Source organism: Candidatus Vesicomyosocius sp. SY067_SCS001, from assembly GCF_014706615.1.
GTDB lineage: Bacteria > Pseudomonadota > Gammaproteobacteria > PS1 > Pseudothioglobaceae > Ruthia.
The window spans coordinates 882,007-908,518 of sequence record NZ_CP054877.1; the positions used below are offsets into that span (position 1 = coordinate 882,007).

A 26,512-nucleotide genomic window follows, 5' to 3' on the forward strand; every position below is an offset into this window, starting at 1 on the left:
ATCATGAAAATATTTGAATTCTTATTTGCTAACGAGCAAATATTTACAACCATTACACTTATACTATTAATTGCTTTACTTATTGGTAATATTGTTGTTGATAAATTAAAAAAATATAAAGATATTGACCCTAATGGAGCAGTTACACTTATGGATAATAACAATCTAATTCTATTAGATGTTAGAGAAGAAAAAGAGAGAAAGGTCGGATATATTGATGGTGATATTCACATTCCACTTGCTAATGTTAAAAGTAAATTGTTTTCACTAGATAAGCACAAAAAAGTACTAGTTTATTGTCGTAGCGGCTCTCGTTCAGCATATATTTCTGGACTATTGACACGCAATAAATTTGTGAATGTATACAACTTAAAAGGAGGGTTTAAAGCATGGAAAAAAGCCAAACTACCCATTAAAACATAACAAACAATGAAAAAAAATATTATTTATTGCTCAGATTCTTGTTTTTTTTGCCAAAAAGCTTACCAATTACTTGAAAAAAAAGGTATTCCTTTTAAGAAACACTACGTTAGGACACAAGTCGACTGGAATGAAGTGAAAGAAAAAACAAATAGAACAACCGTTCCACAAATATTTATTAATAACTTCTATATAGGAGGATTTGATGACTTATCAGCTGCAGAACAATCCGGAAAATTAGATGAAATTTTAAATAAACCATGAGTAATAACCTTAGCATCATTGGTGCTGGTGCTTGGGGAAGTGCCTTAGCCATTGCCCTTTATGATAACTTTGATACAATTTATCTACACACCCACACTCAAGCTAACATCAAAAAATTAAAATCAAAACATTCAGCATTATCCATACCCTATCCTAACAATGTAAAAATTGCTTATGATTTATATAAATTACAAAATTCTAAAAACATACTAATTACCACACCTAGCTACGCATTTTCTGAAATTTTAGAAAAAATAAAGCCATTCATTAATCATACTCATAAAATTGCTTGGGGTACAAAGGGTTTTGATACAACTAAAAGATGTTTTTTATATGAAAGTTTCAAACGTTTATTCCCAAATCATAATGGGTGTGTTATCTCTGGGCCAAGTTTTGCATTTGAAGTAGCATTAAATAAACCTACCGCATTAGTCGTGGCATCTGTTGATGAAAATACCAGAAATCACTTTGCAAAATTAATACAAACAAACACCTTGCGTACTTATACCAATGCTGACATTATCGGTGTAGAAGTTGGCGGATCAGTTAAAAATATCCTAGCCATCGCCGCAGGTATTACTTCTGGATTAAAATATGGTTTTAACACTCAAGCAGCCTTAATCGCTAGAGGCTTATCAGAGATGTCACGCTTAGGAAAAAGTCTTGGTGCAAAAAATTCTACTTTTATTGGCTTATCTGGTTTAGGAGATTTAGTACTTACTTGTTCAGATAATCTATCTAGAAACAGGAGATTTGGCCAAGAATTAGTTAACAACTATAATATCAAAAATGCATTAATCAAGGTAGGGGGTACAGTTGAAGGACTTAATACACTTGATCTTATTTTGTCTATTGCCAATAAAAAAAAAGTAGAAATGCCAATTTGTGAGCAGGTTTATCAGATTACTCAAGGAAATATAACCCCTACTGAAGCAGTTAATTATTTAATGTCTAGAGAGCAACAACAAAATAACGAATGAAATTAGATCTACTTAGACACGGAATACCTGTTGGTGGGCATATTTATCGTGGCAACCAAAATGATCCTATTAGCAAAAATGGTTGGCAACAGATGCTCAAATCTACTCAAGGAGGATCATGGGATTACATTGCCAGTTCACCCTTAATACGTTGTGCTAAATTTGCTAAGTATTTATCCAAAAAACAAAGTATTTATTACGAAATTATTAATAATTTTGAAGAATTGGGTTTTGGTGATTGGCAGGGTAAAAATGTTAATTCTATTGGTCTAAAATTAGTTAATAATTTTAGACAAGATCCTATTAATCATCAACCACCTAATGCAGAAAACCTTTATGATTTTCAATCACGGGTTTTATCTTCCTTTGAAGATATTAAACTTCATCATACCAATAAATCAGTATTAATTATAGCGCACGCTGGTGTTATTCGAATAATTAAATCTTACTTATTAAGCCTACCCGTTGAAAAAATATTTACAATGGAAGTTTCTTGTGCATCCAGTGAACGTTTTACTATTTAGTATCTTACTTCTTAGTAAAACTCTTTTAATTCAATCAAATTAATTTCAAAAATTAGGATCATAACTAAATTCTCTTAAAACACCATATTTTAGATAAATTAAAATAGACATAATAAGCTCAATAATTTCTATCCTATTACTAATATTTCTTTACCATGATGGTTTTTAAGAAGGATTACCCTAAAATTAGCTTGATTATACAAAACAAATATAAATGTATAATAAGCTTGTATTCAATCTAAAAAATACACTAATTGATAGACAATAATAACCTATATCTATTTTAAAAGAACTTAACGCTTAGAAAATTGCTCGCTCTTACGTGCTTTCTTACGACCAACTTTCTTACGTTCTACAATTCTAGCGTCTCGTGTTACAAAACCTGCTTTACGTAATACACCCCGTAAATCATTGTTGTATGCAATAAGTGCACGAGTCACTCCCAATCTAATCGCGCCAGCTTGGCCTGTATCACCACCACCTTTAACCATAATATTAAAATCAAATTTATCTTTCATATCAGACGTATCTAATGGTTGATTAATAATCATTGAAGAAGTTTCACGTCCAAAATATTCATTCATTGGACGTTTATTAACTATAAAAACACCTTTTCCTTTACTCATATAAACACGAGCTACTGATGTTTTTCTTCTACCTGTTGCATAATAAATTTCTGTTTTTACCATAATGTTTTTCACCTTAAATATCTAATACTTTAGGTTGTTGTGCACCGTGTGTGTGCTCACTGTTTACAAAAACTTTCATTTTTTTAAACATATCTCTTCCTAAAGGACCTTTTGGCAACATACCCCTCACCGCTTTATTGATAATTATCTCTGGATTTTTGGTCTGTAAGTCTTTGAACGCTATTGATTTTAAGTTACCAACATATCCTGTATGGTGATAATATATTTTGTCTTCAAATTTATTACCTGTTACCTTAATTTTTGAGGCATTAATGACAACAATATAATCACCAATATCCGTATGTGGTGTATATTCAGGTTTATGTTTGCCACGAAGACGAAAAGCAATTTTAGTTGCTAAACGACCTAAGGTTTGACCATCAGCATCAATGAGTAACCAATCTCTTTTGACTTCGTGTGCTTTAGCGCTAAATGTTTTCATAATCCTATCTATAATTCATGTAAAATAAATGAATTATTATAATCATTTTGAACTTTAAATGTTTATCTATATTTACTAATATAATTAATCACATCACTAGATGAACTGTTTAAAACAACTAAACCCAGTTAATTTATTCTATGCAATAAATCCAAAATCCACAAAAATAGTTAAAACAGCGTTTTCTATGTTTACCTTTCCTATACAATATACGATACTCAAACATAGAAAAAATTAACATGAATACGGGCACTTATTACATCAAATAATTCACTCAAATATAACTCATTAACTACTCTTCACTTATGTTATTACAATTGTAATAACATCCATATTTATGCCTTAATAAAGGTTCTTTGCTTTTAATATGACCAATATTTGCAGTTAATAATTAGTATTGTACTACATCAGTAAAGTGAATAAATGCAACTATAACGACATAGTTTAACACCACTGATACTAGCGTAACATATAGAATCATTCAAGTAACGCAGCTAATAAGTAATATTTTATTATTTAGTAATTATAAATATAATTAAAAATTAATATAGTTCGTTAAAATTATACCTAAATTAGGTATAATTCTGATCTTCATTTGTCTTATAAATCACATGTCTGAAAATAAATCTGACCAAAAATCACCGTCCAAATTTGAACGTTTAGGATTATCTAATACTATTTTAGATGTATTAGACTCTATTGGCTATGAAACTCCTTCCCCAATTCAAGAACAATGCATAACTCACTTATTAAATAACAAAGATATTATCGGGCAAGCCCAGACAGGAACAGGGAAAACAGCAGCATTCGTCCTCCCGTTACTTGACAAAATTAACTTAGACATTAATGCACCACAATTATTAATCTTAGCACCTACCCGTGAACTTGCCATTCAAGTATCAGAAGCAGTACAAACCTATGCACAAGGTATGAAAGGTTTTCACGTATTACCTATTTACGGAGGGCAATCTTATGATATTCAACTACGTCCTCTAAAACGTGGTGTACATGCTGTTGTTGGAACACCTGGTCGAGTAATGGATCATATTGAGAAAAAAACTTTAAAACTAGACAATCTCAAATCCTTCGTACTAGATGAAGCCGATGAAATGCTTAAAATGGGATTTATTGACGATATTAAATGGATAATGAAACGCATTCCAGAACAACGACAAATTGCCCTTTTTTCTGCTACTATGCCAAATGTTATCAAAAAGATAGCTAAACAATTTTTAAACCAACCAAAAATTATTAAAATAAAAACAAAGACAGAAACAGCAACCACTATAACCCAAAAATACTGTATGGTTGGCGGCTTATCAAAAAAGCTAGAAGCATTAACTCGTATTCTTGAAGTGACCGTATTTGATGCAATGATTATTTTTGTTCGAACCAAAACACTCACTGTAGAATTAACAGAAAAACTATCTGACCGGGGTTTTTCAGCAGATGCAATTAATGGAGATATTCAACAAAATCAAAGGGAACGTATTATTAATAACTACAAACAGGGAAAAATTGACATCCTAATTGCTACCGATATTGCTGCCCGTGGTTTAGATGTAGAACGCATTTCTCACGTGGTCAATTACGATATCCCTCAAGATGCTGAATCTTATGTACATCGTATTGGCAGAACAGGACGTGCAGGTCGAAAAGGTGAAGCGATTTTATTCGTATCAAACCGTGAAAGACGTATGCTTAGTACTATTGAACATGTTACTCGACAAAAAATAACCCCTATTGAACTACCTAGCGTAAAAATTATTAACGCCAAACGAATTGAAACATTCAAACAAAATATAATACAAACTATTAGCAATCAAAACTTAGAAATATTTAAAAAATTAGTCGGGGAATTCCAACAAGAAAATCCAAAGATTGAAATCTCACAAATTTCTTCTGCCTTGGCATATATTGCACAAGGCAATGAACCATTACTATTATCAGAGAAGGAGTCAAACTTTGTATCCAATCAAACACCCAAAGAAAAAATAATAATCCCCATAAAAGCTAAGCCACTAAAAAAATTTCCGAAAATACCAATGTGTCGCTATAAAATTGAAGTGGGTAATAATAATAATATTAAAATAAGTAATATTTTAAGTGCTATCGCAAATAAGATCAATATGGATAATGAATATATTGGATCAATTCAAATTTTTGATCATTTCTCAACTATTGACTTACCGGCTAAAATACCAAATGAAGTATTTGGAATTTTACAAAAAACTATAGTTTGTGGTAAACGCTTAAATATTGTAGAACTCACTGAAAAAAATAACAAAGATACAATTGTAGGACGAACAGAAAAACGTAACTTTAGTCCTGGGAAATTATCCAAGAGCAAAAACAATAACCAACGTAATAATAAAAACTATCACAGTAAAAACAAAAGATATGATAAACACAGTAGAAAACCAAGATTATCATATTAAGATTTAAAATGTAATGAAATTGACGCGTTTTTCCTAATTTTAATTTAGTTTGAATTTATTAATGAGAATCTTTCTTTAAGCGTGTTTCATCTTTAGAATTAACTAAAATACTGTAATTATTACTGACACTGACATTATACTTTATTTCAGAAGAAACAATCAAAGCTACTTATACATCATAATTATGACGCCATTAGTCATCACAATAAACCAAACGATGTTGAATTTTTACCACCCACGATCACTTTCATCACTAGAATTTATCTTATCGCTATTATTATATGAAATAATTAATTTTATTTCATATACGATCATTATTAGCTTTACAGCAACATGTCTTATCAAATAAGACATGTTAAAAGATATCTTTATTCTCTATAATATATATTAATAATCATTGTATTATTCATTATACATATATTAACACTATAGAAAGTCCTAGGCTTTTAGTCTACTAAAATTAGTTAGACTTAAAACTTATTATTTAATATATTTTCTGATAAATTATATTAAATAAGTTATCAGATTAAATTTTTTAACTAAAAATCACAAACTTATTATGCGTTTTCACAAGAAAATAAAATATAAAACTTTAATAACCTGACAAATACTTATTTTGAATAAATATTATTCTATAATAGCAAAAATATATGCTAAAATAAAAAGTGCTGTAAAGAATATGCTCATTATAAAAAATTAGTTTTGGGTTGCAGCTACTATTTATATCTATGTTGTTGATTGATTCATTGTCGGTTTTCGTACTCTATAAAGGTGGTCTATTTTTTCGGTAATTTTTAACTTATAGGAGAACACAATGTCTACAACAGGAAAAGTCAAATGGTTTGACGCAAAAAAAGGGTTTGGTTTTATTGAACAAGAAAGTGGCGGAGACGTATTCGTTCACTTTCGCGCTATTCAAGGCGATGGCTATAAATCATTAGAAGAAGGTCAAGAAGTGGAATTCGACTTAGAAGATGGTGAAAAAGGCCCACAAGCTGTTAATGTCTTTCCAAAGTAAATTACTGCATATTTAAGTAGTAATCCCAGTTTAATCACTGGGATTACTACTATTTACTGTTACAAACAACATATAATTATATGTTGACTATTTTAAATATTAAAATAGTCAAAGATATTAATAATAAAAAATCAATATTGATACCTTATCTTAAAGATATTCGGAAATTAGATATAATAGACGATTTTTACTAAGATTAAAACATAAGAAATCTATTCGTAAACAACTAATACACTAAACTAGTGTACTTATGAAAACATTTTATTGGTATGACTACGAAACTTTTGGAATTTCTCCCAAAATAGATAGAATCTCTCAATTTGCTGGTATCAGGACTGATGAGAATTTTAACATTATAAATGAACAGATGTTTTACTGCAAACCCACCAATGATTGCTTACTATCACCTGAAACCTGTCTTATAACTGGTATTAGCCCACAATTATGTGAGCAAAAAGGAATGATTGAGCATAAATTTATTAGAAAAATTCATGCTCAACTTTCAACTCCAAATACCTGTATTGTAGGTTACAATTCAATTCGTTTTGATGATGAATTCACTCGTCACACATTGTATCGTAATTTTATAGACCCTTATACTTGGCATTGGAAAAATGGTAATACTCGCTGGGATATATTAGACGTTGTACGCTTATGTTATGCACTTAAAAAAGACACAAGCCTTAAATGGGTTTATGATGAACAAAATAAGGTAATATTTAAATTAGATAAATTATCACTGGCTAATGACATTGAGCATACAAATGCACATAACGCTTTAGCTGATGTATATGCTACTATTGCAATAGCAAAAATCATCAAAAAAACACAACCACAATTATTTGATTATGCATTTAGTTTAAGAAAGAAGAAAACAATTAAGGAAAAAATCAAACTATTTGAACCGATGTTATACACCTCAGGAATATATCCTACTACTCTTTCTTGTACACGTTTATCAGTTGCTCTTGCTTATCATTCATATCATGATCGAGTCTTTGTATTTAACCTTGATCAGGATCCCTGTATTTTACTAGAACTTAACATTAAAAGACTTAAAACTCTAATGTTTACTAAAAATAATCAATCTGCATTATCAAAAGAAATGAAAGGACTACAAATTAAAGAACTAATTTTTAATAAAAGTCCAATGTTTATTCCTAATGTTTATAAACTTGAGTCAAGAATTATTAAACAATTGAAAATTGATATGAGTACTTGTCTTCAACGACTTGAATTTATTAAAGAAAATCAGATTGTAATTAGCAAAGTTGTACAAGATTTATACAGAAATGATCAACAACGTCCACAAAGTTCTGATGTTGATCAAGCATTATATGATGATTTTATTAACGACAATAAAGATAAACATCTTTGCAATCAAATCCAAACTTTATCTACTAATAAATTAAAAAACTTTCATCCAAAATTTAAAGACGAGAGACTCTCAAAATTACTAATGCACTTCAAAGCTAGGAACTATCCAGACGTTCTAACTGAAAACGAAAAAGAAGAATGGTTCAAAACTGTACAAGAAAGAGTCCAAACAGGTATAAATGGATATATAACCATTGATGATTATCTAACACGAATTAACATAATCAGGAAACAACACCCAAATCAAGAAAAATTATGGAAACAACTTGAAACTTATAGCAAGTCGTTCTTTTAGGGTATTTTCATTAGATTTAAATATAAGGTATAATGTTTAGCATTAAGAAAAAAAATAGGCAAAGAAAAAATGAACGCCGAGACACGCACAAAGATATTTGGAAGGTTGCTTAAAAAGATACCAAATCCAACCACAGAATTAAACTATTCAACACCATTTGAACTATTAGTGGCCGTAACATTGTCTGCCCAAGCAACCGATAAAAGTGTCAACAAGGTAACTGACAAATTATTTCCAATTGCCAATACACCTAAAACTATTTCTAAACTAGGGGAAAATACACTTCGAGATACAATAAGAACTATTGGCTTATTTAACTCAAAAGCCAAACATATTATACAAGCTTGTAAAATTCTGATTGAAAAATACAACTCGAGCGTCCCAAAAACTCGTAAAGAACTAGAAGCACTACCTGGTGTTGGTCGTAAGACTGCTAATGTTGTTCTTAATACTGCCTTTGGCCATCCTACTATTGCAGTGGATACACATATTTATCGTGTAGCCAACCGCACTGCTATTGCAAGTGGTAAAACTGTATTAGAAGTAGAAAAAAAATTGGTTAAATTCATCCCTAATGAATACCGAGTACCTGCACACCATTTAATGATTCTACATGGACGTTATACCTGTAAAGCTCGATCTCCATTATGCACAGAGTGTATCTTGCTTGATCTTTGTGAATACGAAGAAAAAAACTTATAATTTTTTAAATATTCCATGTTCAAGATAGAACACAATAGCAAAAATCTCTTAATCCTTAAACAAGCAGCGGTTCAACCAATTAGAAACTCAAATAACATAAATAATATTTACATGTGTAATCTACTTTTATCTTTTAAAAGATAGTTCTAAATTCACTAATTATAAATAAGCACTTAGTTTACTAAACTTCATCAAATTACCAATAACTATTTTTTTGTTTTAGACTAACAATCATTATAAAAATTTATAATCTAGTAATAAATAATCCTGATTATATTGACTTTACTTGAATCTTTTTATTTAGATAAAAAGCATCTACAGAAAACAAGATTTACAAAAAATAAGCTAAATTTTATCTATGTAAAAATTGATTAATCTAATTTATGCTTTTTCACTAACAAATGCCATTCAAAATAAAAGTTGGTTTTAGATTTTTACAAATGAGAAAAATCAGCTTATTGTTGATCTAGATAATTCATAAAATTAAATAAAATAAATCCTTTAACAAAAAAATTACTAAATTCGCCAATTGACAAAATTACTAAGTAACTGCAACCCATCATATTGTGATTTCTCAGGATGAAACTGTACTGCAAACAGTTTATCTTGAGCAATAGCACAAGTGAAATCAACTCCATAACTAGTCAACCCAGCAACTACATTGTTGCTATTTTGTTCTACATAGTAACTATGTACACTATAAAAACGTGTATTATCATCAATATTATGCCAAAGTGGATGTTCTATTGTTTGTTTAACTGTATTCCAACCCATATGTGGTACTTTAAGATTATTAGAAAACTTTACAACATTACCTTCTACAATAGATAAGCCATCGGTACCCCCATTTTCCGCACTAAAATCAAATAAGAGTTGTAAACCTAAACAGATACCCAAAAATGGCTTCTCACTAACGCAATGCTTAATCACGTTAATTAATTTATATTTTACCAATGCTTTTATACAAGCACCTATTGCTCCTTGACCTGGAAAAACAATGCGATCAGCCTCCATAATTAAATCAGTATTATTAGTTATAAATACATTATCATTAGGAGCAACATATGTAAGTGCTTTTTTCACACTGCGTATGTTGCCCATACCATAATCAATAATTGCAATACTTTGCACGAATACTTAAAGTAATCCTTTGGTTGAAGGAATACCTTCTTGACGTTCATCTTCTGTTATTGCCACACGTAATGCCCTGCCAAATGCTTTAAAGATGGTTTCAGCCTGATGATGGGAATTAATTCCTTTAATATTATCAATATGCAATGTAACTAAAGAATGATTAACAAATCCTTGAAAAAATTCTGAAATCAAGTCAACATCAAAGGTGCCAATCATAGCACGTGTAAAACTTACATTCAAATTTAGACTAGGACGACCAGAAAGGTCCAATACAACTCGCGACAAAGATTCATCCAACGGCACGTAAGAATGGCCATAACGTATAAGGCCTTTTTTATCACCTACTGCTTGAGCAAAGGCTTGTCCTAATGTAATACCAATATCTTCAACACTATGATGATCATCAATTTGTATATCACCATCGCATTTAATAGTTAAATCCATTAATCCATGCCGTGCAACTTGATCCAGCATGTGATCTAAAAATGGAACACCAGTATCTATACTTGCATTACCCATCCCATATAAATTTAACTCAACAATAATGTCAGTTTCATTGGTTTTTCTAGATACTTTAATCATATTTATTCTGCAAATTAAAATAATTCTTTATTATAACTATTGACAAAAATAATTACCATAACAATATAAAGGGATAAAGCTAAAACAATTATAAAACTAATAATTTTGGTAATAACCAACATAATCAAAATACCAATAACACTTGCATAAAACAATCAAATTACTCCTAAGGTATAAACAAAATAATTGGCAAAAACTTTTAATAAATAGTTTTTATGATATCAAGATTTATAAATACTCCTCAACTAAAATTTCAGCAATCTGCACGGTATTAAGCGCCGCACCCTTACGAATATTATCAGAAACTACCCACAAATTTAGAGCTTTTTCATGAGAAATATCCTCACGAATACGGCCTACAAACGTATCATCATGATTAGTTGCCTCAACAAATGGCGTAGCATACCCACCATCTTCACGCTTATCCATAACTGTCACACCCTTTGCTTCTGATAGAATCTTAGTAGCTTCAGCTGCAGTAATTTTTCTTCTAGTTTCAATATTAATTGCCTCGGAATGGCCATAAATAACTGGCACACGAACTGCTGTTGGATTGACTAAGATAGTTTCATCTTCAAAAATCTTTTGAGTCTCCCATACCATTTTCATTTCTTCCCTGGTATAACCATTGTCTTGAAAAACATCAATATGTGGAATAACATTAAACGCAATTTGCTTTGGATAAACCTTAATATCAATCTCTTGGCCATTTAATAATTTAACTGTTTGATCTGTTAGTTCAGTAATTGCCTCCTTGCCAGAACCAGATACCGCCTGATAAGTAGCAACATTAATACGCTTAATCCCTACTGCATCATAGATCGGCTTAAGTGCTACTAACATTTGAATGGTTGAACAATTAGGATTCGAAATAATATTACGTTTTGTATAATCTATAATCGCATGAGGATTTACTTCTGGTATAACCAATGGAATATCCTTATCACGGCGAAAATACGCCGTATTATCAATCACAATACACCCTGAATCAGCTGCAATTGGTGCATATTTTTTAGAAATACTACCTCCAGCTGAAAACAAACTAATTTGCACTTGTGAAAAATCAAAGTTATTTAAATCTTGCACCATCCAACTTTTACCCTGACAAAATACTTTTTTACCAGTAGAATTAGCACTCGCTAAAGGATATAAACTATTAATTTGAAAATTTCGCTGTTCTAAAATAGAAAGAATCATCTCTCCCACTACACCTGTTGCACCAACAACAGCAACATCATACTTTTTATTCATAAAATTATAATTTATAAGTTATATAAATAGTATTATACTTGAGTTTTAATCAATATTTTATTCGTCAAAAGCAGGTTATTTTTATTTTATCTCACTATTCAAGATAGTGAACTTTATATTTTGTCAATTTAAAAGACTTACTTTCATAAAAGGAAACTATGGTTACGCATCTAACATTAAAAATATTTTTGTTAAAGTTGAATTTGACACTAAGCAACTACATTGCTTTACAACTTTCCTGTATAAATATTATTTGACTAATGTTAATATAAATATAAATTTTCCGCCAAAATCCAAAAAGAGATAACATTAAATATAATTAAAAATTAATACTTAGAACAGGGATATAACCATAAAAACATTAATAATACATAAGCATAATGCTTATAAAAATCAACACTATGGAAATATAACAATTTCAATACTCCTTCATAATAAAACAAATACCAACATCAAAAAATCATTATGTATAGCATACATAAAATATGTTTTAGCCCCTATGCTAAAAACTAAAATAAACGAGTAGTATGACGATACACTAATAATAAATACCATTTAAATTTTTGATAAATTTAAATAAATTTGATTTTAGTTCTTACTTTAAAACTTATTTTTCATACGATATTATAAATATCAATAAATTGATATTTAACGTTAAATTTTTCACTCAAGTGTTGACATAAGGCTTGCACTCCATAACGTTCAGTAGCATAATGACCCGCAGATATAAAAGCAATATTGTTCTCTTTGGCGATAGCTGGGGTTTGTTCTGATATTTCTCCAGTAATAAAACAATCAGCGCCAATATTAATTGCATGTTTAATATAGCTTTGAGCACCACCAGTACACCATGCAATTTTTTTAATTTGTTGGTTAAGATTACCAAATACTAAAGGTATACGTTGTGTAATATCTTGTACTACTTGAGACATCTCAATAAGTGATAATTTAACTTCACCTTGCCAAACCAAAGTATCTCTAATAGGAGTTGGATTAACAATATTAAGATGCATTGCTAGTTGAATATTATTACCAACTATAAGGTGAGCATCCAAAGGAAGATGATAAGCAAATAGATTAATATTTTTCTCTAGTAAAATCTTGATGCGATTTTTTTTAATGCCGGTAATTACTAAGCTTTCATTTTGCCAAAACAATCCATGATGAACAAATAGAGCGTCAGCTTTTTCATCAATTACTCTTTCAATTAAATCCTGATTAACACTAACACCAGCAATGATTTTTCTAATTTGTTGACGCCCTTCAATTTGCAAACCATTTGGACAATAATCATCAAATATATCTACATCAAGATAATCATGACAATATTCAGATAGGATTTTATTATCAATCATTTACACCCTTTGTAAGATATAGAATTTTTTTACAATATTAATGAATTTTTGATTTTGTTCTTCAGTGCCAATCGTTACACGTAAACAATTAATTAATTTCTTTTTTAGACTTAAATTTTTAATTAGAACGCCATTTTCTTTCAAAAAATCGAACAAAATATTTGTATTAGGAGCTTTAAATAAAATAAAGTTTGTTTGTGACGGATAAACTTTTAAAACATTTATTTTAACAAGTGCATCAAACAATAACTGACGTTGAGCAAGAATAACACTAACATTAGCATTAATAGTATTTTTTTCTTGTAAAAGAAAATTAGCACTAACTTGAGTTAAAATATTTATATTATAAGGTAAACGTAATTTATTTAATTGATTTACTGTATCTTGCGTAGCAATTAACAAGCCTAAACGTAAACCAGCAAAACCTATTTTAGAAACTGTTCTAAGTAAAACTAAATTTGGATACTTGGCAATATCGGTTAAAAAACTATCTGTTGTATATGCATAATAAGCTTCATCAAGCACAACCATTGCCTTAGTTGAGCTAATAATATGCTCAATAATTTCTCGATTAAACGTATTGCCTGTTGGATTATTTGGATAAGCAATAAAAATTAATTTAGGATTATAAGTTTTTATTGCTTTTTGCATAGTATCATCGTCAATCTCAAAATCATCTGTTAATAAAACACTCTGATAATTAAGACGTGTAAATTTTGTAATCATTTCATACATCACAAAACTAGGCTCAACACTTAAAACAGTATCTCCAGTATCACATGCCAAAGCTAATAATTGAATTAGTTCATCCGAACCATTACCTAGTAATACACCAAATTCTTTAGGAATATTCATCAACAATCTAAGTGTTTGATTCAATTTATCTGAACTAGGGCTTGGATAGCGATTAAGCTGTGCATCAACTAAATAGGTTAAATATTGATCTGTTAGTTCGTCAGATAAAGAAAATGGAGATTCCATAGCATCCATTTTTACCATATTAGAAGAAATTGGCACATAATAAGCATGGATCATCTTAATATCAGATCTCAACCAATTATTGATAAAGCTCATAATGGTTTTTGTCTATTTGGATGCATTTGCATTTTACCAATACTTTTAGCATTTAACAAAGTTTGATATGTATAGTCTAATGCTTGCTTGCTTGCAATCTCAATATCCAAACCCAATGCAATTAATGCACTCATTGCGCTTGAAAGTGTACAACCAGAACCATGATAACTACCTGGTAGCTTTTGATAAGAGAAACTTTGAATGAGTGTTCCGTAGTGATACAAACAATGTTCAATCACATCATCAGATGAGTCAGTTTTTGTGAGTAAAATCCAATTATAAGAAAGTTTCTTAATAGCTTTTTGCTCATCCTGTTCGCCCGCCAAAATTTGTAATTCTGTTAAATTAGGCGTAATAACTGTTACCATTGGCAATAATTGATGTTTTAAAGAATCAATTAAAACACTATCTAAAAAATCAAAATCACTACTAGATTTCACAATTGGATCAAGCACTATAATTTTATTTTTAACCAACTTAGCAATAGTTCTAATTTGCTGAATTGAAGATAATAAACCTATCTTTACCACTTTAAAATCAACATCAACTTGTAAACACTCAAATTGTTGGATAATAAAATTGCAATCCACCTCAATTAAATTCTCAACTGACGCTGTATTTTGTACAGTAAGGTTGGTAATAATAACCAGGGGTGTTACGCCAAATTGATTGATACTTTCAATATCAGCAACTAATCCTGCACCTCCACAAGGGTCAAGTCCTGATAAAACTAAAACTGCATTATTCAAACTTACTTTCTTTTTTGATTAAAAAATCTACCACTTTAAGCATATTAATATGCGAACCTGCATATGTTGCATCGGTCAAGTATTTACCATTAATAATAATAGCTGGTACGCCTGTAATCTTATATTTAAGTGTACTCAACTTAGATCTATTTACTTTAATTTTCACATTAAAAGAGTTCAATGCTGCTACTATCTTATTTTTATTAACACCAAAACTTGCCACCCAATCAACAAAACTCTCTTTAGAATTAAAACGTTTATTATTTACATGAATTACATCAAATAACTCCTCATGCAATTTTTCAACTAAGTCTAACTCTTCTAACACAAAATAAAAAATTGCACCATTTAACCAGCGCTTAGAAAAAATAGCTGTTTGGCGTACAAATTCAACATTACTAGGTTTGGTTTTAAGCCAACTATTTATAAGTGGTTCAAGATTATAACAATGTATGCAGTAGTACCAAAATAACTCACGCACTTCAATTTTATCACCCGTGATAGTTTTAACAGGTTTATTAAGCACTATATAATCTATACCAGCTTCATAATCTTTCGAAAATACAAAACTAGAAAATGCAATAAGTAAAATAAATAATATCTTTTTCATAATTATTCCATATTTAAGATGCTAATATTATACGATTTTAATCCACCCATAGTTGCCTGTAACTGAGTATAAGTTTGATGTTGTTGTGGATGAACTAAATTTGGGTTTAACTCTGCCAATGGCATAAGAACAAAATTATATTTTAAAATATCATCTCTTGGTAAGTTGTAATTTTGATCAATAACTGCATCATATAAAGTTAAATCAAGATCAATTGAACGGGATGAAAATTTTGACGCCTCCCTATCCCTACCAAGAGTTTCTTCAATGTCATGTAATATATTGACCACCTCAACAATTATTAAATTAGTGGTCGCATTAATACCAACATTATAAAAATTATCACCTTTAAAACCAAATGCTCTAGACTCATAAACCTTAGAAAAAATAGTATTCTTAAACATTACTTTAATAGCATAAATCGCCTTGGATAGATTTTCCCTACGATTTTGGTTTGAACCAATATTAATATGAATATTAGCCATTACTACGTTCAATAACAATACCTACTCCTTGAGCACCTGTCAATACCTCGCCTTTATTCAAGGTAAGTTTTATCCAAGTAACTTTAAATTCTTTCAATACAATTTGAGTAATTCTTTCAGCCAAAGTTTCAACCAATCGAAATTCACTGCACTGAACAAAATCAATTAATCGTTTTGATACTGCCTTGTAATCTAAGGCTTGATTAATATGATCGGTTTTACTAGCAGCTTTAATATTAGCCGACATTTCAATATCTAACACAATATCTTGACGAATTTTTCGCTCCCAATCATAAATACCAATAACTGTATCAATTTTTAATCCTTGTATAAATATAATATCCATTATAAAATTTTAAGCAGATAAAATTATTAATCCAATTAAACCAAAAGAAACATTATGTTACCTGAGTTATTCTTTACTATTATTATCCTTAGTTATCTAATTGGTTCAATTTCAACAGCCATTATTATCTGTAAAATACTTAATCTACCTGATCCTAGAACTCAAGGATCAAACAATCCAGGCGCTACAAATATACTTAGAATAGGCGGGAAAAAAGCAGCTGTCATCACACTCATTGGAGATGGGCTTAAAGGTATGATTCCAGTATTAATTGCCCACTACTTAACCTTAGATACACTTAATATTACTTGGATTATCTTCGCAGCATTTTTAGGTCATATACACCCCATCTTCTTTAGTTTTAAAGGCGGAAAAGGAGTTGCAACCTTCCTAGGTGCTTTACTTGCCCTTAGTTATCCTACTGGACTGAGCTTTATAATCACTTGGATTTTTGTGGCAAAAGTACTAAAAATATCATCATTATCAACACTAGTAGCTACCACACTCACGCCAGTTTATTTCTATCTAATTACTAATAATTTGATTGCTACTTATGTCATTATCTCAATATGTATATGGATTTTTTACACTCATAAAAGCAATATTAAAAGACTATTCAATAATCAAGAAAATAAAATCAAATAACACTTAAAATCTTAACATTTACTCATTAAAACAAAAAACCATATCTTCATTATTAGATATATAATATTATAATAATAAATTTATTTAAATTTAAACGTTACAATACTATGTTAATAAGGAAAAAATTTAGTAAAAAAGATGCTAAAAACAAGATAAAAAAATTACAAAATAACAAATATGTTATGCATAAAAATAATGTCATGTCTGGCAATGCGTTGTTAAGCTTATCAGAAATAGCAGGAGATTACCCTTATGCTAAAAAGATGCACGTTGAAGAATACGAAAATGAAAAATATTTATTACAAACAGAGTTACTAAAAGCACAAGACTGGATTAAAAATTACAATAAAAAAATTATCTTATTATTTGAAGGCCGTGATGCAGCTGGAAAGGGCGGTACAATTAAGCGTTTTATGGAGCACCTTAATCCTCGTGCTGCACGTGTTATTGCTTTAGAAAAACCATCAAGAGTAGAACTAGGGCAATGGTATTTTCAACGCTACATTAAACATTTTCCTACAAATGGAGAAATGGTGCTATTTGACCGATCTTGGTATAATAGAGCTGGTGTAGAACGTGTTATGGGCTTTTGTAAAAACTCAGAATATCTGGAATTTATGCGGCAAGCACCTTTACTGGAACGTATGCTAGTTAATGACGGCTTTATGCTTTCTAAGTACTGGTTTTCTGTTAGTCATCAAGAGCAGTTAAGGCGATTTCATCTACGTAAAAATGACCCATTAAAAAGATGGAAGTTAAGTGAAATTGATTTACAATCATTAACAAAATGGGAACAATATACCAAAGCTAGAAAAGATATGTTTTTTTACACCAATACCGCTGATTCATCTTGGATTGTTGTAAAATCAGATGATAAAAAACGTGCAAGAATTAATTGTATTAGGCATTTTCTTTACTATCTAGATTATCCTAATAAAGATAGTAAAATAGTTTTTAAGCCTGATTCAAAAATTATTGGAAGTGTGAGTAATTTATATAAAAATAAGGAGAATATTTGATATCAAATAAAAAACAACAATTAAAAGATGCTATACAAATTGCAAGAAAGGCAGAAATTGAAGCCTTAATTGCGACTGAAAAAGCTCAAAAATCTGTTAATAAAATAGTAAAATTAAGAAAAGAGTTAGATGTACAGTATAGAAAATTAGCTAAAAAAATCAAAAAAAGTAAAAAAAACAACGACAAGAAAATAGAGTATTTTTCTAAAAAGAAAGTAAAAAAAGCAAAGAAAAAAAAATCTTTAAAATAATTCCAGTTCTTAACTAGTTTATCATAATATTTTTAGTAATTTTTCTTTTAAATAATAGCTATGTAATACATTAAGTTTTAATATTCACATTTTTTTAATAGACAAAATGCAATTATTGACAATACAATAATTATACTCAATAAGACTAAAATTGAAACCCAAAACTCAGAAGTACTAACGCCTAAAAACCCAAATCTAAAACTATCAACCATATAATAAATAGGATTAAATTTAGATATATTTTGCCAAAATTGTGGTAGTATTTCTACATTATAAAATATACCGCCAAGATAAGTCATAGGCATAAGAATAAAAGTAGGAACAATAGATATATCATCAAACGATTGGGCAAAAATAGCGTTAATAAATCCTGCTAATGAGAATAAGATTGAGGTAAATAAAAAAATAATAAACACAATTAGCATATTATTTATTTCAAAGTCAATAAAAAAACTCATAGCAATAGAAACCCCCAATCCAACTGCAAAGCCTCGCGATACACCACCAGATACATAACCTAATAAAATAACCCAATAAGACACAGGTGCTACTAATAATTCTTCAATGCTATGATTAAATTTTGCTAAAAAAAACGATGTTACTGTATTAGTATAAGAGTTAGTAATCACCGTCATTAAAATCACCCCAGGAATTATATAATGTAAATAATCCACACCTTGCATATCACCAATACGCTTGCCCATTAAACCGCCAAAAATTAATAAATATAGTGACGTAGTGATAATAGGTGGAAAAATAGTTTGTACCCAAATACGAGAAAATCTTAAAATTTCCTTAATAACAATAGTTTTATAAGAAATCCACATCATTACTCCTTGTTAGTTAAGTATAAAAATAAAGTTTCTAAACGATTTTGAGCGCTATGAATATAGTCCACACTAACACCTTGTATATCTAAATTATATAACACACTGGTAATGCTAACATCTGAATTCAATACAACTTGTAATGAATGATCATCTAAACGTTCGCATTTAAACCTATCACTTGTTATAGTCTGAGGTAATTGAGCTAAGCTTTCTAAAATCAGCACTTGTTGGTCAACTTGTGACAATAATGCCTTCATACTAGTTTGCTTAATCACTTTGCCTTTATTTAGAATAGCAACATTACGACAAAGTAACTCAGCCTCTCCAAGATAATGTGTAGTTAGAATAATGGTCATACCTTGGCGATTAAGTTTACTCAAAAAACGCCATATTGAATGGCGTATTTTAACATCAACACCTGCGGTAGGTTCATCAAGAATTAATATCTTGGGTTGATGAATGAGAGCCCTTGCTAACATTAAACGTCTCTTCATACCACCTGATAATGATTTAGCCATATCAAAACGTTTTTCCCAAAGATCTACCTCTTTGAGTAGAAACTCAGCTTGAATTTTAGCTTTTGACTTAGCAATGCCATAATAACCTGCTTGATTAATCAAAATTTCCTCAATAGGTTCAAAAGGATTAAAATTAAATTCTTGCGGCATTAATCCAATTAATTTTTTCACCTGATTAACATGACTACTTTGATTAAAACCTAATACCTTAATACTACCTGAAGTTTTATTAAGTAACCCGCAAATAATACCAATAACTGTTGTCTTTCCTGCACCATTACTGCCTAACAATGCATAAAAATCACCATGATCAACACAAAGATCAATACCTTTTAATGCTTCTAATTGATTAGCATAAGTCTTTTTTAAACCTTTAATGAGTAATGCAGTAGACATAATGAGTTTAGAATAAAAATCAAAACATTTTAACATTTATCCCCTTTTATTAGCTATTTTTGCGATAATTACCCACTTTAAATTATTTCCCAAAACATACAGAACTTATGATGAACATAAAAAATATAGTACTACCTGATATTGGTGATTTTTATGAAGTTGAAGTAATTGAGATTTTAGTAAATATTGGAGACAAAATAAACACGAATGATAGTATAGTAACCTTGGAAAAAGACAAATCTTCTATGGAAATTCCAAGCCCTTTTACAGGTATTATTACGAAAATTGAAGTCAATATTGGTGACAAAATTAAACAAGATGATATCATCTTGAGTATTGCAAGTGAATATAGTGAGATTCAAAATATCAACAAAAACATCAAAAATGAATATCCTAAAACAAAAATAATACCCATTATTGTACCTAATATTGGTGATTTTGACGAAATTGAGGTCATTGAAATTCTAGTCAGTGTAGGAGATAAACTATCTGTAGAAGACAGTATAATCACTTTAGAAAGTGATAAAGCTTCAATGGAAATCCCAACACCAGTTGCAGGCAAGGTTATTAATATTAATGTTGCACTAGGTGATAAAGTTTCTCTAGGTACACTAATTCTTAATATTAAAAGTATAGCTGAAGAAACACTTACGGAAATTAAAATGAAAAGTTTAACACCAATACTACCAAACCTAAGTACACTAACGCCAGTAACAACTAACATTAATAAAGTTGGTTCAAAACCAATCAGGGGTAACTCACACGCTTCACCTTCTATTCGTAAACTAGCTAGGGAGTTAGGTGTTGATTTATCATATATAACTGGTACAGGAAGAAAAGGTAGAGTTTTAGATACTGACCTTAAAAATCACGTTAAACAAATCATAACTTCTGACAATTTTAACAGCGCCCTTCCTAAACCACCAATAATTGATTTTTCTAAATTTGGGGACACTGAAACAATAAAACTATCTAGAATAAATAAATTATCAGGTAAACATTTAACTACATGCTGGTTAAGCATTCCCCACGTTACCCAGTTTGACGAAGTTAACATTAATCAAATGGAAGCATACCGACAAAAACAAAGAGCTAACGGCATTAAACTCACTCCTCTAGTTTTTATTATGAAAGCATTGGTTCAAACGTTGAAAAATCATCTACGTTTTAATGCTTCACTTGATGAATCAGGTGAAAACTTGATTATTAAAAAATATTTTAACTTAGGAATTGCAATGGACACACCAAAAGGCTTAATTGTGCCAGTTATTCGTGATGTTGAAAAAAAATCTTTAACTGATCTAGCTAAAGAACTTTTTGAAACTTCAAAGAACGCACGAGAAAATAAGTTAAAACCCGCAGATATGCAAGGTTCAGGTTTCACTATTTCCAGCTTAGGTGGTATTGGTGGTACACAATTTACCCCTATTGTTAATGCACCAGAGGTAGCTATTTTAGGCATATCACGTTCATATTTAAAACCTACTTGGAATGGTGAAAATTTTATCCCAACTTTAACATTACCACTAGCATTGTCCTATGACCATCGCGTGATTGATGGTGCACAAGGTGGACGGTTCATGGCAGAGTTAAATACAATATTAAAAGAGGCAAATTATGATTAAGACTCAAGTTGTTATTATAGGCTCTGGTCCTGGAGGTTATACAGCTGCCTTTCGTCTGGCAGATTTAGGTAAACAAGTTACTCTAATTGAACGTTATAACGCTTTAGGTGGTGTATGCTTAAATGTCGGCTGTATTCCTTCTAAAGCACTTCTTCATACAGCCCAAATCATCAATGAAGCAAAAAATTCCTCACATATAGGGGTTACCTTTAATGAGCCACTAATTAGTGTCAATGGTATACGCACAAATAAAGACAACATCGTAACCAAACTAACAAATGGTATCAAAACTTTAGCAAAAGCAAGAAAAGTTAATGTTGTAACAGGTTATGGAAGATTTATCTCAGCTAATCAAATTACAATAGAAAATAGCAATGATATTATTGAATTTGAACAATGTATTATTGCTACAGGTTCACAAGTTGCCAAAATCCCCACCCTTACATTTGATGATGTTCGTGTAATGGATTCAACAGACGCACTAAACTTATCCAATATACCAAAACGTTTGTTAGTAGTAGGTGGGGGTATTATTGGCTTAGAAATGGCAACAGTTTATAACGCACTTGGTAGCGAAATTACTGTGGTTGAACTTTCTGACCAACTAATTACTAGTGCCGACAAAGACATTGTCAATCCACTACTTAGGTACATTAAAAAACAATATGCTAACATTTTTTTAAACACCAAAATAACCAAAATTGAGGCATTAAAAGAAGGTATTAAAGTCGGATTTGAAGGAAAAAACACCCCAAAATTCGACACCTTTGACAAAATACTAGTCGCTATTGGTCGCACCCCTAATGGAAAATTGATCGATTGTGAAAAAGCTGGTGTTGAAATAAATGATTGGGGTTTTATTCCTGTCAATAAACAAATGAAAACCAATGTTAATAACATCTACGCCATTGGAGATATTACTGGTCAACCTATGCTTGCCCATAAAGCCATACACGAAGCTAAAATTGCAGCAGAAGTTATTTGTGGATACAAATCAGGTTTTAATGCCCTTACTATCCCATCTATTGCCTATACAGACCCAGAAATTGCTTGGACAGGAAAAACTGAAAAAGAACTAAAAGCTAAAGGAATCTCTTATGAAAAAGGTTTATTTCCTTGGACAAATTCAGGTCGTAGTTTAAGTATTGGTAGATCTGAAGGCATTACCAAAGGATTATTCGATGTAAAAGGCAAAATTTTAGGCATGGGCATTTGCGGCACCAATGCAAGTGAATTGATTGCTGAAGCAACACTAGCTATTGAAATGGGTTGTGATATGGATGATATTGCACTAACTATCCACGCCCACCCAACCTTAAGTGAAACTACCGCCTTTGCAACTGAGATGGCACAAGGTACAATTACAGATTTATTATCATCAAAAAAGAAAAAATAGGGATAGATTATATGAATATAAAACAAGCAAGAAAAAATGTCATTGAACAACAAATACGTCCTTGGGGCGGCTTGAATTATATTGCTAATAATGCACTTAAAAACACACCAAGAGAATATTTTGTACCAGAGAAATATAAAAATCTTACATTTGCAGATATTGAAATTCCACTTACTAGTAAAGCAAAAATGCTTTTTCCGAAGATTGAAGGTCAATTATTGAATGCACTTAATATTAAAAAACATGAAACTGTACTAGAGATAGGAACAGGTAGTGGTTATTTAACAGCTGTTTTGTCAAAATTATGCAAATCTGTAACCAGTATTGAAATTGATGAAAATCTTACTCATAGTGCCAAAAAAAGAATTGATACATTGGGTATTGATAATGTTACTTTAGAAGTGGTAGATGCTTCTAAAGACTGGAAGTATAATGATTTCTTTAATGTAGTGATTATTAGTAGTTCAGTGCCTAAAATTACAAGACGTTACTTTCATTTATTAAATGTAGGTGGTAGAATTTTTGTAATTGAAGGTACTAAAAACGTTATGAGTGCAAAACTTATTACTCGAATTAATAAGAATAAATGGGATACAAAATCATTATTTGAAACACAATTAGACACAATGCAAGGGTTAGAATCATCAAATAATTTTGAATTTTAATCATGAACTTATTTTTTGATTTTATCCTAAAAAAAGCCTCATTAGGGCTTACACTTTTATTACTAATTGCTATATTTTTTATAGCTCAAATCTCTAATTCTCAATTAGATGCATCTTCAGACTCTTTAGTACTAGAAGGTGACAAAAACCTACGTTATTATCAAAACATTAAGAAAAATTATGGGTCTGATGATTATTTAATCATCTCTTATCAGGTTAAAGACAATTTAATTACACCTAAACAACTTGATCATCTTAGAAAATTTAAACAAGATTTAACTAAAATTAACCAAATCAGGTCAATAACAACTATTCTAGATGTACCACTTTTTAGATCTCCTCCATTGTCTTTAGCAGAACTAGCTAGTGAAAACATCAGCATTGATAATGATAATGCTAACTTGGCATTAGCTAATAATGAATTCAAAAATTCACCTTTATATGCTAACAATTTAGTAAGTAAAGATGGAAAAACAACCGCTATTCTAGTGACACTAAAAAATAATCAAAAATTCAAAGAATTACGTGAAAATCTTGACAAAATGCACACCCAAAGAACTAATAATACATTATCAAATGACCAACAATTGAAACTTAAAATTATCGAAAAGCAAGTTTTAAAGAATATCACTATCCAGAATAAAATACAAGCACAAACAATTGCCCAAATTAGAACTACTATTAACCAATATTCAAATAAAGCTCATTTATTCTTAGGTGGGTTACCTATGATAACTACTGATATTATGACCTATATTAGCAATGATTTGCTCATATTTAGTTTAGCAGTTATTGGGTTAATGAGTTTAATTCTAACGATTATTTTCAAAAGTATTCGATGGGTCGTTATTCCAATTGGCATTAGCATTTTCAGTTCGTTTATCATGACAGGAATTTTAGCTTATTTAGGTTGGAAGATTACCGTTATTTCATCTAATTTTTTCTCATTATTACTAGTTATAACACTTTCAATAGTTATTCATCTTATAGTTAGATATAGAGAAATTTCCCAGCTTAATCCAAATATAAACTCACATCAACTAATTAAAGACACCTTATCACAAATGTTTAAGCCTTGTTTTTTCACAACTATAACCACATTTGTAGCTTTTAGCTCTTTACTTATTAGTGGTATCAGGCCTGTGATTAATTTTGGCTGGATGATGTCAATTGGCGTGATTATTACTTTTGTATTATCGTTTTTAGCTTTTCCGATGATCATGAGTTTGTTACCAAAAGCAAAAATTACAAAACACAAAACCGAACTAAGAGCTACCACTTTATTAGCCAAATTTGTAGAAAAATTTGGCAATCATTTATTAGTAATATTAGTAATATTAGTAATAGGTTCTGGATTTGGGATTAGCAAACTTAGTGTAGAAAATAGTTTTATTAATTATTTTAAACAAAACACAGAAATTAATCAAGGGCTAACTTTGATTGATAAAGAACTGGGTGGCACCATTCCACTAGAAATTATTTTTGACAATTTAGCAGAGGACTACTGGTTTGACGAAGATTTACGTAATGAAATACATGACGTCCATCAATATCTTAATTCTTTAGATGAAACTGGTAAAGTATTATCAATTGACACTTTAATGCAGATTCTAACACAAGCTAATGATGGCAAAACACCTAATGGATTTCTCTTAAACATTATTCACTCACAATTACCTGAACGTGCTAAAGTACAAGTGTTATACCCTTATTTATCTGAGAACAGTGGACAACTAAGAATGGTTATCCGTATTAGAGAAACTGAAAAAGAATTAAAACGTGGAGAGTTAATTGATCAAATACAACATCATATTTCTACTGAACTTGGATTTAAACAAAATAGTTTTCATTTAAGTGGCATGCTAGTTTTATACAACAACATGCTACAAAGTTTATTTGACTCGCAAATAAAAACAATTATTGTGGTATTTATAATGATTTTTATCATGTTTTTATTTATTTTCAAATCAATTAGTTTATCCATCCTTGCATTAATTCCAAATACCTTACCATCACTTTTTATCCTTGGTATTATGGGATTATTAAATATCCCACTAGACTTAATGACTATCACTATTTCAACAATTGCCATTGGTATTGGCGTTGATAACGCCATTCACTATATACATCGTTTTAAGCATGAATTTAAAAAAGACAACGATTATATGGCAACTATGTATCGCTCACATGCTAGCATTGGATTAGCTATGTTTTATACCTCAATTACAGTTACAATAGGCTTCTTGATTTTAGCTTTATCTAATTTTATACCTAGTATTTATTTTGGTGTATTTACTGCTATTGCAATGCTTAGTGCACTACTTGCCAATTTAACCCTACTACCTAAATTAATACTAATGATAAAACCAAAAATTAATATATAAATACACGTCAATGGATTAAAAAAGATTATGCTAATAATATTTATTTAT

At 30.1% G+C, this 26,512-nt stretch carries 28 protein-coding genes; 15 read left to right on the forward strand and 13 right to left on the reverse strand.

Annotation, left to right across the window (positions count from 1 at the left end; all coding sequences use genetic code 11):
- Positions 1 to 3: 3 nt before the first annotated feature.
- The 4 genes from HUW60_RS04240 to HUW60_RS04255 are packed head-to-tail and all read left to right on the forward strand — an operon-like array spanning position 4 to position 2,188.
- A complete protein-coding gene (locus HUW60_RS04240) occupies positions 4 to 423 on the forward strand; it encodes a rhodanese-like domain-containing protein (RefSeq protein WP_190600292.1) in 420 nt (139 codons plus the stop codon).
- 6 nt (positions 424 to 429) lie between these two features.
- A complete protein-coding gene (locus HUW60_RS04245) occupies positions 430 to 684 on the forward strand; it encodes a glutaredoxin domain-containing protein (protein ID WP_190600293.1) in 255 nt (84 codons plus the stop codon).
- A complete protein-coding gene (locus HUW60_RS04250) occupies positions 681 to 1,664 on the forward strand; it encodes an NAD(P)H-dependent glycerol-3-phosphate dehydrogenase (RefSeq protein WP_190600294.1) in 984 nt (327 codons plus the stop codon). Before HUW60_RS04245 ends, HUW60_RS04250 begins: the two co-directional genes overlap by 4 nt.
- Complete coding sequence (locus HUW60_RS04255) at positions 1,661 to 2,188, forward strand: histidine phosphatase family protein (protein WP_190600295.1); 528 nt, start codon at positions 1,661 to 1,663, stop codon at positions 2,186 to 2,188. The genes HUW60_RS04250 and HUW60_RS04255 overlap by 4 nt, the downstream gene beginning before the upstream one ends.
- 293 nt (positions 2,189 to 2,481) lie before the next feature.
- Here HUW60_RS04255 and rpsI read toward each other — a convergent pair whose 3' ends face one another.
- Both rpsI and rplM read right to left on the reverse strand, forming a co-directional pair.
- Positions 2,482 to 2,877, reverse strand: coding sequence for a 30S ribosomal protein S9 (rpsI, locus tag HUW60_RS04260; protein ID WP_190600296.1), 396 nt, complete (start codon positions 2,875 to 2,877; stop codon positions 2,482 to 2,484).
- A 13-nt stretch (positions 2,878 to 2,890) separates the two neighbouring features.
- Positions 2,891 to 3,319, reverse strand: a complete 429-nt coding sequence (gene rplM, locus HUW60_RS04265; protein WP_190600297.1) for a 50S ribosomal protein L13 — start codon at positions 3,317 to 3,319, stop codon at positions 2,891 to 2,893.
- A gap of 611 nt (positions 3,320 to 3,930) precedes the next feature.
- Here rplM and HUW60_RS04270 point away from each other — a divergent pair.
- The 4 genes from HUW60_RS04270 (at position 3,931) to nth (ending at position 9,149) form a co-directional block, all read left to right on the forward strand.
- Positions 3,931 to 5,757, forward strand: coding sequence for a DEAD/DEAH box helicase (locus HUW60_RS04270; protein ID WP_190600298.1), 1,827 nt, complete (start codon positions 3,931 to 3,933; stop codon positions 5,755 to 5,757).
- Between the two features lie 814 nt (positions 5,758 to 6,571).
- Entirely contained in the window at positions 6,572 to 6,775 is a 204-nt protein-coding gene (locus HUW60_RS04275; protein WP_011930219.1) for a cold-shock protein, read from the forward strand.
- A gap of 250 nt (positions 6,776 to 7,025) precedes the next feature.
- Complete coding sequence (gene sbcB / locus HUW60_RS04280) at positions 7,026 to 8,447, forward strand: exodeoxyribonuclease I (RefSeq protein ID WP_190600299.1); 1,422 nt, start codon at positions 7,026 to 7,028, stop codon at positions 8,445 to 8,447.
- Positions 8,448 to 8,516: 69 nt separating this feature from the next.
- The gene (gene nth, locus HUW60_RS04285; RefSeq protein WP_190600300.1) at positions 8,517 to 9,149 is read left to right on the forward strand and encodes an endonuclease III; all 633 of its coding nucleotides are present in this window, start codon (positions 8,517 to 8,519) and stop codon (positions 9,147 to 9,149) included.
- A gap of 516 nt (positions 9,150 to 9,665) precedes the next feature.
- Here the strand turns inward: nth and hisH are convergent.
- The 9 genes from hisH to folB all read right to left on the reverse strand — a co-directional run bounded on the left by hisH (position 9,666) and on the right by folB (position 16,735).
- Positions 9,666 to 10,280 (reverse strand): imidazole glycerol phosphate synthase subunit HisH, encoded by a 615-nt coding sequence (hisH, locus tag HUW60_RS04290; RefSeq protein ID WP_190600301.1) that lies wholly within the window; start codon positions 10,278 to 10,280, stop codon positions 9,666 to 9,668.
- A 6-nt stretch (positions 10,281 to 10,286) separates the two neighbouring features.
- Positions 10,287 to 10,865 carry an imidazoleglycerol-phosphate dehydratase HisB gene (gene hisB, locus HUW60_RS04295; RefSeq protein WP_190600302.1) on the reverse strand — a complete coding sequence of 193 codons (579 nt, stop codon included), beginning with the start codon at positions 10,863 to 10,865 and terminating at the stop codon, positions 10,287 to 10,289.
- A 228-nt stretch (positions 10,866 to 11,093) separates the two neighbouring features.
- The gene (locus tag HUW60_RS04300; RefSeq protein WP_190600303.1) at positions 11,094 to 12,116 is read right to left on the reverse strand and encodes an aspartate-semialdehyde dehydrogenase; all 1,023 of its coding nucleotides are present in this window, start codon (positions 12,114 to 12,116) and stop codon (positions 11,094 to 11,096) included.
- A gap of 614 nt (positions 12,117 to 12,730) precedes the next feature.
- The gene (locus tag HUW60_RS04305; protein ID WP_190600304.1) at positions 12,731 to 13,471 is read right to left on the reverse strand and encodes a Nif3-like dinuclear metal center hexameric protein; all 741 of its coding nucleotides are present in this window, start codon (positions 13,469 to 13,471) and stop codon (positions 12,731 to 12,733) included.
- Positions 13,472 to 14,545 carry a histidinol-phosphate transaminase gene (gene hisC, locus HUW60_RS04310; protein WP_190600305.1) on the reverse strand — a complete coding sequence of 358 codons (1,074 nt, stop codon included), beginning with the start codon at positions 14,543 to 14,545 and terminating at the stop codon, positions 13,472 to 13,474.
- Entirely contained in the window at positions 14,542 to 15,294 is a 753-nt protein-coding gene (thiD, locus tag HUW60_RS04315; protein WP_190600306.1) for a bifunctional hydroxymethylpyrimidine kinase/phosphomethylpyrimidine kinase, read from the reverse strand. The genes hisC and thiD overlap by 4 nt, the downstream gene beginning before the upstream one ends.
- Positions 15,287 to 15,904, reverse strand: coding sequence for a thiol:disulfide interchange protein DsbA/DsbL (locus HUW60_RS04320; protein ID WP_190600307.1), 618 nt, complete (start codon positions 15,902 to 15,904; stop codon positions 15,287 to 15,289). The genes thiD and HUW60_RS04320 overlap by 8 nt, the downstream gene beginning before the upstream one ends.
- 2 nt (positions 15,905 to 15,906) lie before the next feature.
- Positions 15,907 to 16,401 (reverse strand): 2-amino-4-hydroxy-6-hydroxymethyldihydropteridine diphosphokinase, encoded by a 495-nt coding sequence (folK, locus tag HUW60_RS04325; protein WP_238924463.1) that lies wholly within the window; start codon positions 16,399 to 16,401, stop codon positions 15,907 to 15,909.
- Positions 16,382 to 16,735, reverse strand: coding sequence for a dihydroneopterin aldolase (folB, locus tag HUW60_RS04330; protein WP_190600308.1), 354 nt, complete (start codon positions 16,733 to 16,735; stop codon positions 16,382 to 16,384). Before folB ends, folK begins: the two co-directional genes overlap by 20 nt.
- Before the next feature lie 54 nt (positions 16,736 to 16,789).
- Here folB and plsY point away from each other — a divergent pair, with 54 nt between their 5' ends.
- The 3 genes from plsY (at position 16,790) to HUW60_RS04345 (ending at position 18,650) form a co-directional block, all read left to right on the forward strand.
- Entirely contained in the window at positions 16,790 to 17,380 is a 591-nt protein-coding gene (gene plsY / locus HUW60_RS04335; RefSeq protein ID WP_190600309.1) for a glycerol-3-phosphate 1-O-acyltransferase PlsY, read from the forward strand.
- A gap of 107 nt (positions 17,381 to 17,487) precedes the next feature.
- Entirely contained in the window at positions 17,488 to 18,399 is a 912-nt protein-coding gene (ppk2, locus tag HUW60_RS04340) for a polyphosphate kinase 2 (protein ID WP_190600310.1), read from the forward strand.
- Positions 18,396 to 18,650 carry a hypothetical protein gene (locus HUW60_RS04345; protein ID WP_190600311.1) on the forward strand — a complete coding sequence of 85 codons (255 nt, stop codon included), beginning with the start codon at positions 18,396 to 18,398 and terminating at the stop codon, positions 18,648 to 18,650. Before ppk2 ends, HUW60_RS04345 begins: the two co-directional genes overlap by 4 nt.
- Positions 18,651 to 18,727: 77 nt before the next feature.
- Here HUW60_RS04345 and HUW60_RS04350 read toward each other — a convergent pair whose 3' ends face one another.
- Together HUW60_RS04350 and HUW60_RS04355 are read right to left on the reverse strand one after the other, a co-directional pair.
- Positions 18,728 to 19,477: an ABC transporter permease gene (locus HUW60_RS04350; RefSeq protein WP_190600312.1), complete on the reverse strand. Its 750-nt coding sequence runs from the start codon at positions 19,475 to 19,477 to the stop codon at positions 18,728 to 18,730.
- Between the two features lie 2 nt (positions 19,478 to 19,479).
- Positions 19,480 to 20,394 carry an ABC transporter ATP-binding protein gene (locus tag HUW60_RS04355; RefSeq protein ID WP_190600883.1) on the reverse strand — a complete coding sequence of 305 codons (915 nt, stop codon included), beginning with the start codon at positions 20,392 to 20,394 and terminating at the stop codon, positions 19,480 to 19,482.
- A gap of 110 nt (positions 20,395 to 20,504) precedes the next feature.
- Here HUW60_RS04355 and HUW60_RS04360 point away from each other — a divergent pair, with 110 nt between their 5' ends.
- The 4 genes from HUW60_RS04360 to HUW60_RS04375 are packed head-to-tail and all read left to right on the forward strand — an operon-like array spanning position 20,505 to position 26,464.
- Positions 20,505 to 22,019 carry a dihydrolipoyllysine-residue acetyltransferase gene (locus HUW60_RS04360; protein WP_238924465.1) on the forward strand — a complete coding sequence of 505 codons (1,515 nt, stop codon included), beginning with the start codon at positions 20,505 to 20,507 and terminating at the stop codon, positions 22,017 to 22,019.
- Positions 22,012 to 23,415: a dihydrolipoyl dehydrogenase gene (lpdA, locus tag HUW60_RS04365; protein ID WP_190600314.1), complete on the forward strand. Its 1,404-nt coding sequence runs from the start codon at positions 22,012 to 22,014 to the stop codon at positions 23,413 to 23,415. Before HUW60_RS04360 ends, lpdA begins: the two co-directional genes overlap by 8 nt.
- Positions 23,416 to 23,426: 11 nt before the next feature.
- Positions 23,427 to 24,080 carry a protein-L-isoaspartate O-methyltransferase family protein gene (locus tag HUW60_RS04370; RefSeq protein WP_190600315.1) on the forward strand — a complete coding sequence of 218 codons (654 nt, stop codon included), beginning with the start codon at positions 23,427 to 23,429 and terminating at the stop codon, positions 24,078 to 24,080.
- Between the two features lie 2 nt (positions 24,081 to 24,082).
- Positions 24,083 to 26,464, forward strand: a complete 2,382-nt coding sequence (locus tag HUW60_RS04375; RefSeq protein ID WP_190600316.1) for an efflux RND transporter permease subunit — start codon at positions 24,083 to 24,085, stop codon at positions 26,462 to 26,464.
- The last annotated feature ends 48 nt before the right edge of the window (positions 26,465 to 26,512 follow it).